This is a genomic window from Rhizobium sp. Root1203, assembly GCF_001424945.1.
Classification (GTDB): domain Bacteria; phylum Pseudomonadota; class Alphaproteobacteria; order Rhizobiales; family Rhizobiaceae; genus Rhizobium.
On sequence record NZ_LMCW01000069.1, the window covers coordinates 1 to 14,920 of the forward strand.

Below are 14,920 nucleotides of genomic sequence, written 5' to 3' on the forward strand. Positions count from 1 at the left end.
AAGCTTCTCAACGAACGGCTTCAGCCAATCCGTCAGTGCAATATCCTGCTCCACCATCCACCGCACCCCTTTTGAGGTGCCAAAGATGGCCGATCATCGTTAACCACCGGTTAATCTGCCAAAGTAGTGCTAGGGCCTGTGCGCACTGCCGCTGGCGACGATCGGCCCGGTGGCCTGTCCGGTCGGCGAGCCGCCGAAGGGCTCGAGGCTGACGGCGAACGTGGTGCCATCGCCGATGCTGCCACGCATATCGGGCGGAATGACAAGCTCGCCGGTCTGCCCCGGCGGGAACACGCCGAGCGACTTCGGCGCACCAGTTGCCGGCACCATCCAGAGTTCGAGCGACTTCTCCTCCGGTCTGCCCGCGGCGACCGGGACGATCTTCATACGGCCGCTTTCGGCATCGTAGGATGCCATGAGACTGACCTGGCTGCCCGGGGCGGAGAGTTCGGCAACGAGCGGCGCGCCGGGTTTCGGCGGAGACACCGCCGCAAAGGCGAGCACGAGGGCGGCTGTGGTGAGCAGCAGGGATACGGCCGTCAGCGACCGCCAGAAAACCACCGAATTCCACAGGCCGCGGGACGGAACGGATGACCTGTCGGGCGTGCCGAAGAGGCGCGCCTCGACCTGCTTGAAGGTTTCCTGGCTTGGGGTGACGACGTCATAGTCGTCGTTGAAGGTGGAGAGATTGGCCTCCCACCGGCTGACGATGGCGGCGAACGGGCGGTCGCGGCGCATGCGCTCTTCGACCACCTGCCGATCCTTGAAGGAGAGAACGCCGAGCACATACTCGCCTGCGAGCACTTCGTCGCGGGAACGGCCGCCCTTGCTTTGATCGGAGGATGTCATCGTTCCATGCACTCTCTCAGCTTCAGGAGGCTGCGCCGCAGCCATGTGCGCATCGTATTCAATGGTACGCCGAACTGAGCAGCCAGCTCAAGATAGCTCAGTCCTTCGACATAAGCCCTTCGTACTGCCACTGCCCGATCAGCTTCCAACTCTTCCATGCAGGTGTCAATCCGCCTTCCTTCATCCCGGATCACTGTCTGCTCCTCCGGATTGAGATCGCCGTCAGCTAGGTCGTAGGCGCTGTCGAGTTCGTCTGCCACGGGTTTGCGGCTGCGCAGCGTGTCGATCGCCTGGTTGCGTGCAATTGCTGCGAGCCAGGACGACGGCGCGCCCGTGGTGGCGGCAAAAACCGAGGCGCGCTGCCAGATCTTGATGTAGACCTCCTGCAGCGCTTCCTCGGCCTCTGTGCGGTCTTTCAAGATACGCAGGCAGATGGAAAAAAGTTTCGAACCGGTGACACGATAAAGAGCCTCGAAGGCTTTGCGATCGCCAATGGCAACGCGGCCGATCAGTCCTGCGATTTCCTCGCTCGTCATCCGGCGCCTCTTCCCCGTGTTGTCGCATCAGCAAGGGCGCCTTGCAGCACTTGGCAAACCACCCGAATGCAAGCAGATACGGTAAACTAATGCCGTCTGGATTATTCCATCTGTCAAAAACTTGAGATAAAAGGCCGCAACCTAATTCTGCGGGGTACCCCATGATCGAGACCGAAAGCGAAACTCAGGCGCGCCTGCTGGCTCAGGCACTGCCCTACATGCAGCGTTACGAAAACAAGACGATCGTCGTCAAATACGGCGGCCATGCCATGGGCAACCCCGAACTCGGCAAAGCGTTTGCCAGCGACATCGCCCTGTTGAAGCAATCCGGCGTCAACCCGATCGTGGTTCACGGTGGCGGTCCGCAGATCGGTGCGATGCTGACGAAGATGGGGATCGAATCGAAATTCGAGGGCGGGCTTCGCGTCACCGATGCCAAGACGGTCGAGATCGTCGAGATGGTGCTTGCCGGCTCCATCAACAAGGAGATCGTCGCGCTCATCAACCAGACGGGCGAATGGGCGATCGGTCTTTGCGGCAAGGACGGCAACATGGTCTTCGCCGAAAAGGCGCACAAGACCATCAAGGATCCCGATTCCAATATCGAACGGGTTCTGGACCTCGGCTTCGTCGGCGAGGTCGTCGAGGTCGACCGGACGCTGATCGACCTGCTCGCGCGTTCGGAAATGATCCCCGTCATCGCTCCGGTTGCTCCCGGGCGTGACGGCGCGACCTACAACATCAATGCCGACACGTTTGCCGGGGCCATCGCGGGCGCCCTGAATGCCACGCGGCTGCTGTTCCTGACGGATGTTCCCGGCGTGCTCGACAAGCAGGGCAACCTGATCAAGGAACTCTCGGTCTCCCAGGCGCATGCCCTGATCGCCGACGGTACGATCTCCGGCGGCATGATCCCGAAGGTCGAGACCTGCATCGACGCCATCAAGGCAGGCGTCCAGGGTGTCGTCATCCTGAACGGCAAGACCGCCCATGCGGTACTGCTCGAGATCTTCACCGAGCACGGCGCCGGAACGCTGATCGTTCCGTGAGCCGGCGATAGAGCGTTTCCGCTTTTCCTCAGATCGCGAAAACGCTCCATCTTTTGCTTTTACGCAAAACCGGCGGCGGCGAAGACGGCCGTCGCGTCCTGCTTCAGCTTTTCCATCATCGCCCGGTATGGCCCGGGACCATAGCTGACGCGGCCGACGCCGAGCTTCGCAAGCGTCTTCAGATCGGGAGTCCCCGGCCACATCATGATGTTGACCGGCAGTGCCGAGGTACGGCAGATCCTGTCGATCAAGCCTTCGTCAACCAGACCCGGCACAAAGAAGCCGTTGCCGCCGGCGGCCGCATAGGCCCTGCCGCGCTCGATCGCTTCATCGACCAGGCCGGCATGCTTCGACTGGTCGCTCTCGGCGAGAAAGAGATCGGTGCGCGCATTGATAAACAAGGCGATCCCCCTTCCTTCGGCTGCGTCTCGAATTGCCCGGATACGGGCGGCCTGCTTTTCGACGGCGTGCAGGCCGCTTCCGCCAACCACCCGATCTTCGAAATTGATGCCGACCGCGCCCGCATCGATCAGCTTGGCGACGTTGGCGGCGGCGCCGGCGGGCTCAGTCGAGTATGCTCCTTCGACGTCGACGGACAATGGCAGGTCGCTGACTGCCGTGATCTGGCGAGTCACCGCCACCACTGCCTCCAGCGGAATCTTCTCGCCATCTCCATAGCCCTGCGCGGCGGCAACCGACCAGCTTCCGGTCGCCAGCGCCTTGGCACCGGCATCGGCAACCGCCTTCGCGGTTCCGGCATCCCAGATATTGTAGAGGACAACCGGGTTGCCCTTGCGATGCAGGGCACCGAACGCTCTGGCCTTTTCCGCTTGATTCATTGCACTCCCTCCATAAACAGCCCCTTGGGCCTCATTTTTCCTTCATGCCGCAGAAGCCATTGCTTGCGCCATAGCCCGCCACCGTACCCTGTCAGGGATCCATCCGCACCGATGACGCGATGACAGGGTATGACGATGGAGAGCCGGTTTGCGCCGTTGGCGCGGCCGACGGCGCGCACGAGCTGCGGGTTCTCCATTTCCCGTGCAAGGTCGCCATAGGCGCGCGTCTCGCCGACGGGGATGCCCATGAGCCTTTTCCAGACCTCGCGCTCGAAGGCGGTGCCGCCAGCGAGCGCGAGGGGCGTCCTGAACATGGCGGATCGACCTTCGAAATAAGCGGCGAGTTCGGCCTCGATCTGATCGAGCGCCTTTGTCCGCCCGGTGGCAACCGCCGAACGCGTCTTGCGCTGCAGGCTGTCCAGTTCGGCGGGCAGCCCCTTGCGATCGTGAAACTCCAGGAGATGCAGATGCGTCTGATCGGCGACCGCCACCATGGGGCCGAGCGGCGTATCGAACCAATCGGCAAACAGCAGTTCGCGGTTCTGGGACAGCACCGGCGCCGCGCGGATCAGGCGCTGGAACGCGGCGCGAAAACCGCTGGCGGACTCGTAGCCCGCCTCGAACTGGGCATCGATGACACGTGCGCCTGCGGCAAGCTGTCTCGCCGCCTCGCCAAGGCGGCGACAGCGTGCGATGTCGAGGAAGGTCATGCCGAGCGATCGCTTGAAGGCGCGACGCACGGTGGAGGGGTCGTAGCCTTTGCGGACCAGGTCGTCTTCCGTCCACCGCGCCGCCGGATCACGATCGAGTGCATTCAGCAATTCGTCGATAACAGGCTCCCTGCCCGGCTGCTCCAGCGGTTTGCAGCGCCGGCATGGCCGGAAGCCTGACTGCATGCAGGTGGCGATGCAATCGTAAAACAGCGTGTTCTCCCGCTTCGGCTTGCGCGCCGGACAGGTCAACCGGCAGAAAATGCCCGTTGTCTTCACGCAGACATAGGCAAGGCCCTCGTAGTTGGAACTGCGGGCAATCAACGCATCGTAGAGCGTGTCTTCGTTGGGAAGGTCGAAAAGCATGACGCGTTCTACCATTGCCGCGGGTTTCCGTCCGCCGAAAATCGGGCGTCTATTTCATTCCGCTGCATCTATGACGCGAGGCGGCATGCTGGCGGTACGAGCGGGCAGGAGCATCGATTCTTCCTCCGCATCCTGCGGCGCGCCCCAGAAAGCCTCAAGTGTCGGGCCGTTCTTCACCATTCGTCGCCGGAAGGCGAACTCTGACAGCTCGTGAAACCAGACGCGCCGTCCCATCTGCGTGTACCAGCGCATCGAATGGCGCTGTACCGGATCGCGGTGGAAGAGAATACGGATCAGTGCCTTCGGGCGGGCCTGTATCGCCACCTCAATCAGCTTCACGCAGGAGATGAGAACGGCGGGATGCAAGTGCTTCATCTTCAGCACTTGATGCTTGTAGTCCCACTTTCGGACGTCGGTCTCGATGACGGTGCGCTCCCGGGCGATGCGGAAGAACGGCGTCCAACGGTGCGGCGTGACATAGAGCGCCTGGATCTGGTCCGGGTCGTAGGACAGCAGCTGCCGGAAGCCGCGCCACAAGTCCTTCAGCCGATCCTCTTCAAACCCGACCACCCAGGTCGCCATGGAAAGGATTCCATGCTTGCGCAGCAGCCTGATCGCTTCCCGATCAGTCGCGGTGCCGCCGCCCTTCCGAATGAGCGCCAACGTCGCTTCGTCGGTGTTTTCCATGCCCATCAGCCAGCGGACGACACCGGCTTTGCGGTAGAGATGCAGAATGTCGGCATCCCGCACGATATCGTCTGCACGAGTCGAGCCGACGATCAGCACCGGCACGTTCTCGGCGATCAGTGCCTGCAGAAAGGCGGCCCATGCCTTTCGGGACGAGGTTGGATTTTCGTCCGCGAGATTGATCAGCTCAACTCCTTGCTCACGATGGAGCCGCGCGATCTCCCTCGCAAAGAGAACCGGATCGCGGTGACGCCAGCGGGTCCAAAAGCCCCGCTGGCCACAATAGTTGCAAAGATGGGGACAGCCGCGGGAGAACTGCATCACCACCGCACGCTTGCCGCCCCAATAGCTGTAGCGGGCGTGATCGATCAGCTCCCAGCCGACGCGATAGCTGTCCAGCGACGCGATTGCCCGGGCGGACCGGGTCGCGAAGGGTTCGCCATCACCGGCCAAAAAGGCGATGCCAGGCACCTGTTCAAGCGGCCTGCCGCTTGTTATGGCGTCCATGAGACTGACGACCGTCTCCTCGCCTTCGCCGCGAACTAGAACGTCGAAAACATCGGTTTCGGCCAGGATGTCGCGCCAGTGATATGTCGGGAACACTCCACCGTATATGACGCGAACGGCTGCAGCCTCAGCCTTAAGGGCCTTGGCGATCTCGACAGCCGTAGGGTGCGCCGAGGTCGAGCCGGAATGGCCGATCAGCACCACATCAGGCGATTGTCGCAGAACCTCGCTGACGACTTTCGCGATAGGCAGCGGGCCGAACTCCGCGTCAATCAGGACCACGTCGTGGTCCGCATCGATAAGCGGGCCGCCAATCGACAACAGCCCGAGCGGCGGCAGATGGTCATCGGGGACGCGGCTTCCGATGGCAGTATGCGGCGGATTTATCAGAGCGATCTTCACTGGCTATCCCTCGGTCTCGGAGCCTGCAGAACAGACCCGCATGGCGGCAAAAATCAGACTTTATCGCCTTAAAGTTGAGGAATTCGCAAGGCGTTTTCGTGAAGAATGACGTTGAAAGACTTTGGCATGGGGCGCCAGCCGTGCCATAACGCCGCCATGACCAAGATAGATCGCACTCCGACCAGTTCGGATTTTTCGCATGTGACCGAGTGGGTGTTCGACCTCGACAACACGCTCTATCCGCATCATGTCAATCTCTTCGCGCAGATCGACAAGAACATGACCGCGTATGTGTCGGCGCTGCTGCAGATGGAGCGGGACGAGGCACGCAAGCTTCAGAAGCAATACTATCTGGAGCACGGCACGACATTGCAGGGTCTGATGATCCATCACGGCATCGATCCGAACGACTTTCTCGAAAAGGCCCATGCTATCGACTATTCGAGCCTGACCGCACAGCCGGACCTCGGTGCGGCGATCAAGGCTCTTCCCGGCCGCAAGTTCATCTTCACCAACGGCAGCGTCAGGCATGCCGAGATGACGGCCGGCGCGCTCGGTATCCTCGAGCACTTCGACGACATCTTCGATATCGTCGCGGCCGATTTCGTCCCTAAGCCTGCTCAGGCGACCTACGACAAGTTCACGGCGCTGAAGCGGGTCGAAACCGGCAGGGCGGCGATGTTCGAGGACCTGCCGCGCAATCTCAAGGTTCCGAAGGCGCTCGGCATGCAGACGGTTCTGCTGGTGCCGAACAACCTCGAGGAAACGGTGGTCGAGTGGTGGGAAAAGACCAGCGGCGATGACGACCACATCGATTTCGTCACCGACGACCTGACTGATTTCCTTGGCAAGATTACCGGCTAGATTACGAAAGTTTCATCCAGCTTACCGATCTTTAATTGGGCAATGTGCAGCACCGGCCCTAGCTTTCTTGTGTGATCCCAATGAGATCGCACACTGAAAGGATACAAGATGTCTCGGAACAAGCTGATACTGGCCGCACTTTCCTCCGTCTTGATCGCCGGCGCAGCAGCCGGCACCAGCCTTGCCGCACCTCACGACAAGAAGCACCATCCGCCTCGTCCGCATCCCATGATGGGCATGATGGGCGCCCCGCGGATGGCGGCGATGCGCGAGGTTATCTTCGTTCGGATGCTCCAGCAGTTCGATGCGAACAAGGATGGCCAAGTCTCCAAGCAGGAAGCCAAGGACGGCATGGAGGCGATCTTTGTCGCGATCGATACCGACAAGGACGGCTCGCTGACCCCAGGCGAGATCCGCAAATACCGGGAAGCCCAGATTGCCAAAGCGAAGGCACCGGCCGACGACATGGCCGACGATGATGGTGCGCCCATCGCCCCCCCGGCCGACGCCGACAGCGCGCAGCCCGCACCACCGCCAGGCGGCCCCAATGAGGGTGCACGTCGCGGCGGCATGGAGCGCGGAGGCATGATGCGCGGCATGATGATGATGCAGCGGATCGACACCGACGAAAACGGCCAGATTTCCAAACAGGAAGCCGAAGCCGCCTTCGACAAGTTCTTCACATGGATGGATAGCAACAAGGACGGCACGATCTCGATCGCCGATATGCCGGATCGTCCATTTCCGTAACCAACTACTTACCGACCACGAAACCCGCCGCGATCGTTGCGGCGGGTTTTTCTAGTCGTGATGCTCGTAGAAGTCCTGAATGATCTTCCAGGCGGCATCGGCGGTGTCCACGAAGCTGATCAGATCGACGTCATCGGGCGCGATCGTACCGAATTCGGCGAGCGCTTCAAAATTGATGATGCTGCGCCAGAACGTCTCGCCGAACAGAATGAGCGGCATCTTTTCCATGCGGCCGGTCTGGATGAGCGTCAGGCATTCGAAAAACTCGTCGAGGGTGCCGAAACCACCGGGGAAAACGGCGATCGCCTTGGCGCGCACCATGAAGTGCATCTTGCGGATCGCGAAATAGTGGAAGTTGAAGCTCAACTCCGGCGTCACGTAGACGTTCGGCGCCTGCTCGTGCGGAAGCACGATGTTGAGGCCGATCGACGGCGCGCCCTCGTCGGCCGCGCCGCGATTGCCCGCCTCCATGACGCCAGGTCCGCCGCCGGTGACGATGACATATTCGTGGAAATCGAAGCCGGCCGAATATTTCGAGCAGAGACGGGCGAACTTGCGCGCTTCGTCGTAGTAGACCGACGCTGCTTCCAGATTGGCGCGCTGCACCTCGTTTCTCGCCGCCCAGGCGCTTTGACCGGGTGCCGGGATGCGGGCGCCGCCGAACATGACGACCGTCGATTTGATGCCGCGCTCGGCCAGCATCATTTCGGTTTTCATCAGTTCCAGCTGCAGACGGATCGGCCGAAGCTCCTCGCGGCACAGAAATTCCTCGTCTGCATAGGCAAGGCGATAGGCTGGCGACAGGGTCTGCGGCGTCTTCGGCACCGCCTCGGCGCGTTGCTTGTCGGTCTCGCTCGTCTTCAGCGGGTCCCAGACGCCATCCTTGCGCCGCAGCCTGCCGTTTCGTCCCTTTGCCATGTCGAAATGCCTTTCAGTCCCGCCGGCAGCCACTGCCGGCATGTCGTTTCATGCGCTCTAACGGGAGAGTGATCCTGTCCCGAAAAATCATTCCATTTTAGCCCTGCATGCGATAGAGCAGATCGCATCCCGCCTATCACAATTCCCGGAGGCTTTGGGTCTCCACGATAAAGATCGAAGTTTAAGGAATTCCCATGAGCGCTACTGACCTTTCCTCCCTCGAAAAGACCCTCGAGACTGCCTTCGACAACCGTGACAGCGTGACCACCTCGACCAAGGGCGACGTGCGCGATGCGGTGGAAGCCGCGCTTGAGCTTCTCGACGGCGGCAAGGCGCGCGTTGCCGAACGCGGCGCCGACGGCATCTGGAAGGTCAATCAGTGGCTGAAGAAAGCCGTTCTGCTCTCCTTCCGCCTCAACGACATGGAGGTCGTCAAGGGCGGTTCGGGCAGCTCGACATGGTGGGACAAGGTGCCGTCGAAGTTCGAAGGCTGGGGGGAGAACCAATATCGCGCGGCTGGCTTCCGCGCCGTTCCGAACTGCATCGTCCGCCGCTCCGCCCATATCGGCAAGAACGTCGTGCTGATGCCCTCCTTCGTCAATCTCGGTGCCTTCGTCGACGAAGGCACGATGGTGGATACCTGGGCGACCGTCGGCTCCTGCGCACAGATCGGCAAGCATGTGCATCTCTCCGGAGGCGTGGGCATCGGCGGCGTTCTGGAGCCGATGCAGGCCGGCCCGACGATCATCGAGGACAACTGCTTCATCGGCGCCCGCTCCGAAGTTGTCGAAGGCTGCATCATCCGCGAGGGTTCGGTTCTCGGCATGGGCGTCTATATCGGCAAGTCCACCAAGATCGTCGACCGCGCCACCGGCGAAGTGACGTATGGCGAAGTACCGCCCTATTCCGTCGTCGTTGCCGGCTCGATGCCGTCGGGCAATGCGACGATGGCCAACGGCCTGCCTGCGCCGCATCTCTACTGCGCTGTTATCGTCAAGCGCGTCGATGAAAAGACCCGCTCCAAGACCGGTATCAACGAGCTGTTGCGCGACTGATGCTATCCAGCCGTCCCGGCGCGCCGGGACAGCCGCACATCGATCCGGCAAAACGGACGGCGCGTTCAACAGAGCGGCCATGCCGCCTTGCCTTTTCTTTGCCACTACCGCCGGATAATTCCATCACCATGACCGCTACCGATCCCGTCGCCAATCTCCAGACCCTGATTCGCTGCCCGTCCGTGACGCCTGTGGAAGGCGGTGCGCTTTCGGCGCTGGATGCGATGCTGTCGCCTCTCGGCTTCAAGGTCGACAAGGTGAAGGCGACTGAGGCCGGCACGCCCGACATCGAGAACCTCTATGCGCGCCTCGGCGACGACGGCCCGCACCTGATGTTCGCCGGCCACACGGATGTCGTTCCGGTCGGCGACGAAGCCTCCTGGACTCACCCCCCCTTTGCCGCCGAGATCGCCGATGGCGACCTTTTCGGCCGCGGCGCCGTCGATATGAAAGGCGGCATCGCCTGCTTCGTCGCGGCTATCGCCCGCCATATCGAAAAGCACGGCGTGCCAAGGGGCTCGGTGTCCTTTCTGATCACCGGCGACGAGGAAGGCCCTGCGATCAACGGCACGACCAAGCTGCTCAAGTGGGCGGCGGAACGTGGCGAGCACTGGGATGCCTGCCTGGTCGGCGAGCCAACCAATCCGGACAGGCTCGGCGACATGATCAAGATCGGCCGCCGCGGTTCACTCTCAGGCAGGATCACGGTCCACGGGGTCCAGGGCCATGCCGCCTATCCGCATCTCGCAGACAATGCCGTGCGCGGCATCCTGCAGTTGACGCAGGCGCTGATGGACCCGCCGTTCGACGCCGGGACCGACAATTTCCAACCATCCAACCTCGAAGTGACGACCGTAGACGTGGGCAATCCGGCAACGAACGTCGTGCCCGCCAAGGCGACGGCAAGTTTCAACATCCGTTTCAACGACAGTTGGACGGCCGAGAGCCTGCAGCAGGAGATCCTGCGCCGCCTCGATGCTGCCGCCAGCGACGGCGTGCTGCGTCCGGGTCGCGCGCCACTCAAATACGACATCGTCTGGGCGGAGCGTCCGAGCCACGTGTTTCTGACACGCAACAATGCACTGATTGCCTCCCTGTCCTCGGCTGTCGAAAGCGTCACGGGCCTGTCGCCCAAGCTTTCCACGACGGGCGGCACCTCCGACGCCCGGTTCATCAAGGATTATTGCCCGGTCGTCGAATTCGGCCTGGTCGGGCAGACCATGCATATGGTGGACGAACGCGTGGCGGTTTCCGACCTCGAGCGCCTCGCAGCCATCTACGAAACCTTCATCGAGCGCTGGTTCGAGAATGCCGGGCATTAGGGAAGTCCAGTACTACCTGGCAGGGCTGTGGCTGCTGGTCCGCATGGATCCGCGCGGCTTCCGGTTTCTCGACATGTCCGAGCGCGGCGTCAACCGCTCTTTCTGGGCGATCCCGTGGTGCCTGCCGCCGATGGGCATATCGTGGCTCTGGTGGCGCCAGGCCTTCCTGCAGACCATGCCGCCGCACACCGATGTCGGCTTGCTTTTCTACTTCCGCCTCGGGCTCGTGGAGGCCGCGAACTGGTTCGTGCCGCTGGTGCTGGCCGGCCTGCTGCTGCTTGCGTTCCACAAGGGAGAACGATTCGCGGCGCTGATCGTCAGCGTCAACTGGCTGGGCGTACCGCTCTCCTATATCAACGGCCTGCTGCTCGCGCTCGTCTACTTCCTGCCGGGCCTTGTCGGCCTCGTCTCGCTGCTGCTGCTTGCCTTCATGCTGGTTCAGGTTTTTTCCATTGCCCGCATCCTCCGAATGATCCTTCACGGCAACGGCCTGATCGTCGGGGCGCTGACACTGGTTCTGCTCGTGCCATCCCTGCTGCTGTCGGAATATCTGCAGCGTTTTCTCGGCATCTACCCGGTGTAGGCGGCTATTTGCCGCGAACGATTTCGCCGCCTTCCTTGGCGAACGTGCCGATTGCGGGATTGTGCAGAATGTCCAGAACGGCCTCCGACGGGCGGCACAGGCGCGTGCCTATCTCCGTGACGACGATCGGACGTTCGATGAGGATCGGATGCGCGATCATCGCATCCAGCAACTGATCGTCCGAAAGCGACAGGTCGCCAAGCCCGAGCACATCGTAGGGCGTGCCCTTCTGTCGAAGGAGCGCGCGCGGCGAAATGCCCATCGCAGCGATCAGCTCCACCAACTTTTCGCGGGTCGGCGGCGTCTCCAGATATTCGATGATCTCCGGCTCCTCGCCGGATTGGCGGATCATGGCCAGCGTGTTGCGCGACGTGCCGCAGGCGGGGTTATGATAGATTGTCGTCGTCATTGGCTGCTCCCGTCTCCCGGCGGCGGTCGGTGATCACCTCGGGATAGTCGACTTGCATGAAATAGAGGCCGTCCGGCGGCGCCACGGGGCCGCAGGCCTTGCGGTCCCTTGCGTCAAGTGCAGCGCGCACATCCTCCGGCGTCCACTTCCCCTCGCCCGCCAGCTTCAGCGTGCCGGCAAAGGAACGGATCTGATTGTGCAGGAAGCTCTGCGCGGTGGCACGAATCTCGATCAGTTCGCCATTGCGGGTCACATCCAGCCGGTCGAGCGTGCGAACGGGACTGGTGGCCTGGCAGTGCGCCGAGCGGAAGGTCGAGAAATCGTGCCTGCCGACCAGCGTCTGCGCGGCGGCATGCATCGTCTCGTGGTCGAGTGTCTTCGGCACCCACCACGCCTTGCCCGCTTCGATGGCCAGCGGCGCGCGGCGGGTGATGATGCGATAGAGGTAGTGGCGGCGCAGCGCCGAAAAGCGCGCGTCGAAGAATTCGCTGGCAGCGTCTGCCTCGACGACGGAGACGCGCTCGCCCGCAAGCCTCAAATGTGCATTCAACGCATTCTGCAACTTGAAGGGCGCCCACTCCTTGGCAAGATCGGCGTGAATGACCTGACCCATCGCGTGCACACCGGAATCCGTGCGCCCGGCGCCGCGGACCGATACCGTCTCGCCGCTCGCCGACAGGATCGCCTTCTCGATCGCCCCCTGAACGGACGGGCCGTTATCCTGCCGCTGCCAGCCGACATAGCGCGCTCCGTCATACTCGATGGTCATGCGATAGCGGTGCATCAGGCGAGCCTCGTGCCTGCCGGAAGCGGCGTGCCGTGCAGGAAATCGGCAGCCGCCAAGGGCTTTCCGCCTGCTTTCTGCAGCTTGGTCAGACGGACTGCGCCGGTGCCGCAGGCGAGCACGAGATCGTCCGTCAGCAATTCGCCTGCAGTGCCGGAGCCCTCCGCGCGCTCCGAACCCAGGACTTTCACGCGCTCCGGCTTGCCCCCGATCGCCAGCTCGAACCATGCGCCGGGGAAGGGAGCCAGCCCTCGGATATGATTGTGCACATCGGCCGCATCCCTGGAAAAATCGATCCGCGTCTCGTTCTTGTCGATCTTGGCGGCATAGAGAACGCCTTCCGCCGGCTGCGGCGTCAGGGGCAGGTCTCCCATTTCGAGATTCACCATTGCCTCGGCCATCGCCCTGGCGCCGACTAGCATCAGCTTGTCGTGCAGCTCGCCGCCGGTCATGTCGGGGCCGATCTCGACCTCGCGGGTGAGCGCCACCGGGCCGGTATCCAGCCCCTTGTCCATCTTCATCACCATCATGCCGGTCTTCGCATCGCCGGCCATGATTGCGCGCTGGATGGGCGCCGCGCCGCGCCAGCGCGGCAGCAACGAAGCATGGCCGTTGTAGCAGCCGTAGCGCGTGCCGCCAAGGATTGCTTCGGGCAACAGCAGGCCGTATGCGACAACGACGGCGACATCGGCCTTGTGGTCAGCGAAACGCGCGCGCTCCTCCGGATCCTTGAAGTTGACGGGCGTGAAGACCGGAATTCCCAGAAGTTCGGCTGCCTGATGCACCGGCGATTTCTGCAGGTCGAGCCCACGGCGCCCGCCGGGGCGCGGTGGCTGGGTATAGACAGCCAGGACCGTGTGCCCGGCATCCACCAGCAGGCGCAGGGTCGGGACCGAGAACTCCGGCGTTCCCATGAAGATGATGCGAAGAGACATTGTTTGCCGCCAGTCTGCCAGTCTTTGAGGTCAGCCGTCTTCAAACGGGTTTACGAGCTTGAGATCAAGCCCCTCGAAGTCTTTTGTGTTGCGGGTCGCCAGCGTTGCGCCATGGGTGAGGCAGATTGCGGCGATCATGGCGTCCTGAATCGAGATCGGACGACCCAGGCTCTCACGCCTTGCACGCAGACGGCCGGTCATGAAAGCAGCGTCGGCATCCCAGACGGAAACTCGGTCGCGGAACTGCCCGGCCAGAAGGTTGTCGATCGCCCGGAAATAGCGATCCGAGCCGGTCTCCAACATTATCCTCTCAGCGCCGTAGGTCTGCTCCATCAGAACGACGGTGCAGAGATAGAGCCTTGAGCGATCCTGGCGAAAGAGCCACGCCTTGACGCCCTCATGCGGCGTGGACTTGCTCAGTTCGGAAATGACATTGGTGTCGAGGACGATCATTCCAAGTCCTCGACCGGCCGGCCGAAATCCTTTTTACGCTCCGCTTCGATCTCGTCCATGATGGCTGCGAATTCGTCGCCTGACGCTCCTTCGCGCTCGAAGGCACGGCGGATCAGATCATAGGCCGACAGCGTTTCAACCTGCGGATCGGCCCTGTTCAAGAGGGCCTCGCGCAACAGTTCCTTGGCCTCATCGGAGAGGCTGTTGCCGCTGCGCTCCGCACGGCTGGCGATTTCTCGCTTCATCGCGTCGGAAATATCCCGGATCAGAAGATCGCCCATGCAGAACCTCCCCTATGATATCGCTGATATCATAGGGTGCGACGGCCGTTGGTTCAACAGAACTCAGAGAGCCTTGGCAGTCTTCGCAGCCTTGGTGAACTTCTTGATCACCATTTCGCGCTTGAGCCGCGATATGTGGTCGATGAAGAGCACGCCGTTCAGATGGTCGATCTCGTGCTGCAGGCAGGTGGCAAGCAGGCTGTCGGCTTCAACCATCTGTTCCCTGCCGTCACGGTCGAGATACTTGACGCCGACGGTGGCCGGGCGCTCGACTTCCGCATAGTAGTCGGGAATGGAAAGGCAGCCTTCCTCGTAGACCGAGCGCTCGTCGGAGGACTTGACGATTTCCGGGTTGATGACGATGAGCGGCTGCTTCTCCTCACCTTCGCGCGAGACGTCGATGACAAGCATACGGCGCGGAACGCCGATCTGGACGGCAGCAAGGCCGATGCCCGGTGCATCGTACATTGTGTCCAGCATGTCGTCTGCGAGACGCTGGAGATCGCTGTCCACGCGTTCGACCGGCTTGGACACCTGACGAAGCAGCGGGTCGGGGAGAATGATGAGTGGCTTGATGGTCATGGCGTTCCCCATAACCCATCTTTTTGCCCGATGGAATTA

18 protein-coding genes are annotated in these 14,920 nt (G+C 62.1%); 6 read left to right on the forward strand and 12 right to left on the reverse strand.

The window, feature by feature from the left end:
• Window positions 1–129 precede the first annotated feature (129 nt).
• The gene (locus tag ASC97_RS31520; RefSeq protein ID WP_057472273.1) at window positions 130–849 is read right to left on the reverse strand and encodes an anti-sigma factor; all 720 of its coding nucleotides are present in this window, start codon (window positions 847–849) and stop codon (window positions 130–132) included.
• A complete protein-coding gene (locus tag ASC97_RS31525; RefSeq protein WP_057472274.1) occupies window positions 846–1,385 on the reverse strand; it encodes a sigma-70 family RNA polymerase sigma factor in 540 nt (179 codons plus the stop codon). The genes ASC97_RS31520 and ASC97_RS31525 overlap by 4 nt, the downstream gene beginning before the upstream one ends.
• A gap of 161 nt (window positions 1,386–1,546) precedes the next feature.
• Here ASC97_RS31525 and argB point away from each other — a divergent pair, with 161 nt between their 5' ends.
• Window positions 1,547–2,434 carry an acetylglutamate kinase gene (gene argB / locus ASC97_RS31530; protein ID WP_057472275.1) on the forward strand — a complete coding sequence of 296 codons (888 nt, stop codon included), beginning with the start codon at window positions 1,547–1,549 and terminating at the stop codon, window positions 2,432–2,434.
• Window positions 2,435–2,493: 59 nt separating this feature from the next.
• Here the strand turns inward: argB and ASC97_RS31535 are convergent, their stop codons facing one another.
• The 3 genes from ASC97_RS31535 to bchE are packed head-to-tail and all read right to left on the reverse strand — an operon-like array spanning window position 2,494 to window position 5,945.
• Window positions 2,494–3,273 (reverse strand): isocitrate lyase/PEP mutase family protein, encoded by a 780-nt coding sequence (locus tag ASC97_RS31535; RefSeq protein ID WP_057472276.1) that lies wholly within the window; start codon window positions 3,271–3,273, stop codon window positions 2,494–2,496.
• Window positions 3,270–4,349, reverse strand: a complete 1,080-nt coding sequence (locus tag ASC97_RS31540) for a bifunctional transcriptional activator/DNA repair enzyme AdaA (protein WP_057472434.1) — start codon at window positions 4,347–4,349, stop codon at window positions 3,270–3,272. Before ASC97_RS31540 ends, ASC97_RS31535 begins: the two co-directional genes overlap by 4 nt.
• 54 nt (window positions 4,350–4,403) lie before the next feature.
• Complete coding sequence (gene bchE / locus ASC97_RS31545) at window positions 4,404–5,945, reverse strand: magnesium-protoporphyrin IX monomethyl ester anaerobic oxidative cyclase (protein WP_057472277.1); 1,542 nt, start codon at window positions 5,943–5,945, stop codon at window positions 4,404–4,406.
• 156 nt (window positions 5,946–6,101) lie between these two features.
• Between bchE and ASC97_RS31550 the strand changes: the two genes are divergently transcribed.
• Complete coding sequence (locus ASC97_RS31550; RefSeq protein ID WP_057472435.1) at window positions 6,102–6,809, forward strand: pyrimidine 5'-nucleotidase; 708 nt, start codon at window positions 6,102–6,104, stop codon at window positions 6,807–6,809.
• A 108-nt stretch (window positions 6,810–6,917) separates the two neighbouring features.
• Window positions 6,918–7,559 (forward strand): EF-hand domain-containing protein, encoded by a 642-nt coding sequence (locus tag ASC97_RS31555; RefSeq protein WP_057472278.1) that lies wholly within the window; start codon window positions 6,918–6,920, stop codon window positions 7,557–7,559.
• Between the two features lie 51 nt (window positions 7,560–7,610).
• Here ASC97_RS31555 and ASC97_RS31560 read toward each other — a convergent pair whose 3' ends face one another.
• Complete coding sequence (locus tag ASC97_RS31560) at window positions 7,611–8,477, reverse strand: LOG family protein (protein WP_057472436.1); 867 nt, start codon at window positions 8,475–8,477, stop codon at window positions 7,611–7,613.
• A 194-nt stretch (window positions 8,478–8,671) separates the two neighbouring features.
• Here ASC97_RS31560 and dapD point away from each other — a divergent pair, with 194 nt between their 5' ends.
• The 3 genes from dapD (at window position 8,672) to ASC97_RS31575 (ending at window position 11,437) form a co-directional block, all read left to right on the forward strand.
• The gene (gene dapD / locus ASC97_RS31565; RefSeq protein ID WP_057472279.1) at window positions 8,672–9,532 is read left to right on the forward strand and encodes a 2,3,4,5-tetrahydropyridine-2,6-dicarboxylate N-succinyltransferase; all 861 of its coding nucleotides are present in this window, start codon (window positions 8,672–8,674) and stop codon (window positions 9,530–9,532) included.
• 128 nt (window positions 9,533–9,660) lie between these two features.
• A complete protein-coding gene (dapE, locus tag ASC97_RS31570; RefSeq protein WP_057472280.1) occupies window positions 9,661–10,854 on the forward strand; it encodes a succinyl-diaminopimelate desuccinylase in 1,194 nt (397 codons plus the stop codon).
• The gene (locus ASC97_RS31575; RefSeq protein WP_057472281.1) at window positions 10,841–11,437 is read left to right on the forward strand and encodes a hypothetical protein; all 597 of its coding nucleotides are present in this window, start codon (window positions 10,841–10,843) and stop codon (window positions 11,435–11,437) included. Before dapE ends, ASC97_RS31575 begins: the two co-directional genes overlap by 14 nt.
• A gap of 4 nt (window positions 11,438–11,441) precedes the next feature.
• Here ASC97_RS31575 and arsC read toward each other — a convergent pair whose 3' ends face one another.
• The 6 genes from arsC to def all read right to left on the reverse strand — a co-directional run bounded on the left by arsC (window position 11,442) and on the right by def (window position 14,881).
• Window positions 11,442–11,846, reverse strand: a complete 405-nt coding sequence (arsC, locus tag ASC97_RS31580; RefSeq protein ID WP_057472282.1) for an arsenate reductase (glutaredoxin) — start codon at window positions 11,844–11,846, stop codon at window positions 11,442–11,444.
• The gene (gene truA, locus ASC97_RS31585; protein WP_057472283.1) at window positions 11,824–12,630 is read right to left on the reverse strand and encodes a tRNA pseudouridine(38-40) synthase TruA; all 807 of its coding nucleotides are present in this window, start codon (window positions 12,628–12,630) and stop codon (window positions 11,824–11,826) included. The genes arsC and truA overlap by 23 nt, the downstream gene beginning before the upstream one ends.
• Window positions 12,630–13,565: a methionyl-tRNA formyltransferase gene (gene fmt, locus ASC97_RS31590; RefSeq protein ID WP_057472284.1), complete on the reverse strand. Its 936-nt coding sequence runs from the start codon at window positions 13,563–13,565 to the stop codon at window positions 12,630–12,632. The genes truA and fmt overlap by 1 nt, the downstream gene beginning before the upstream one ends.
• Window positions 13,566–13,595: 30 nt before the next feature.
• Window positions 13,596–14,018, reverse strand: coding sequence for a type II toxin-antitoxin system VapC family toxin (locus tag ASC97_RS31595; protein ID WP_057472285.1), 423 nt, complete (start codon window positions 14,016–14,018; stop codon window positions 13,596–13,598).
• On the reverse strand, window positions 14,015–14,299 hold the full coding sequence (locus tag ASC97_RS31600) for a FitA-like ribbon-helix-helix domain-containing protein (protein WP_057472286.1): 285 nt from the start codon (window positions 14,297–14,299) through the stop codon (window positions 14,015–14,017). Before ASC97_RS31600 ends, ASC97_RS31595 begins: the two co-directional genes overlap by 4 nt.
• A 63-nt stretch (window positions 14,300–14,362) precedes the next feature.
• Window positions 14,363–14,881, reverse strand: coding sequence for a peptide deformylase (gene def / locus ASC97_RS31605; protein ID WP_057472437.1), 519 nt, complete (start codon window positions 14,879–14,881; stop codon window positions 14,363–14,365).
• Window positions 14,882–14,920 lie beyond the last annotated feature (39 nt).

Coding starts and splice junctions, on each gene's coding strand:
- fmt (WP_057472284.1), bottom strand. CDS start 13,565: ATGTCTCTTCGCATCATCTTCATGGGAACGCCGGAGTTCTCGGTCCCG.
- ASC97_RS31520 (WP_057472273.1), bottom strand. CDS start 849: ATGACATCCTCCGATCAAAGCAAGGGCGGCCGTTCCCGCGACGAAGTG.
- ASC97_RS31560 (WP_057472436.1), bottom strand. CDS start 8,477: ATGGCAAAGGGACGAAACGGCAGGCTGCGGCGCAAGGATGGCGTCTGG.
- ASC97_RS31550 (WP_057472435.1), top strand. CDS start 6,102: ATGACCAAGATAGATCGCACTCCGACCAGTTCGGATTTTTCGCATGTG.
- ASC97_RS31575 (WP_057472281.1), top strand. CDS start 10,841: ATGCCGGGCATTAGGGAAGTCCAGTACTACCTGGCAGGGCTGTGGCTG.
- ASC97_RS31540 (WP_057472434.1), bottom strand. CDS start 4,349: ATGCTTTTCGACCTTCCCAACGAAGACACGCTCTACGATGCGTTGATT.
- def (WP_057472437.1), bottom strand. CDS start 14,881: ATGACCATCAAGCCACTCATCATTCTCCCCGACCCGCTGCTTCGTCAG.
- argB (WP_057472275.1), top strand. CDS start 1,547: ATGATCGAGACCGAAAGCGAAACTCAGGCGCGCCTGCTGGCTCAGGCA.
- ASC97_RS31535 (WP_057472276.1), bottom strand. CDS start 3,273: ATGAATCAAGCGGAAAAGGCCAGAGCGTTCGGTGCCCTGCATCGCAAG.
- arsC (WP_057472282.1), bottom strand. CDS start 11,846: ATGACGACGACAATCTATCATAACCCCGCCTGCGGCACGTCGCGCAAC.
- ASC97_RS31600 (WP_057472286.1), bottom strand. CDS start 14,299: ATGGGCGATCTTCTGATCCGGGATATTTCCGACGCGATGAAGCGAGAA.
- dapE (WP_057472280.1), top strand. CDS start 9,661: ATGACCGCTACCGATCCCGTCGCCAATCTCCAGACCCTGATTCGCTGC.
- ASC97_RS31595 (WP_057472285.1), bottom strand. CDS start 14,018: ATGATCGTCCTCGACACCAATGTCATTTCCGAACTGAGCAAGTCCACG.
- ASC97_RS31525 (WP_057472274.1), bottom strand. CDS start 1,385: ATGACGAGCGAGGAAATCGCAGGACTGATCGGCCGCGTTGCCATTGGC.
- ASC97_RS31555 (WP_057472278.1), top strand. CDS start 6,918: ATGTCTCGGAACAAGCTGATACTGGCCGCACTTTCCTCCGTCTTGATC.
- truA (WP_057472283.1), bottom strand. CDS start 12,630: ATGCACCGCTATCGCATGACCATCGAGTATGACGGAGCGCGCTATGTC.
- dapD (WP_057472279.1), top strand. CDS start 8,672: ATGAGCGCTACTGACCTTTCCTCCCTCGAAAAGACCCTCGAGACTGCC.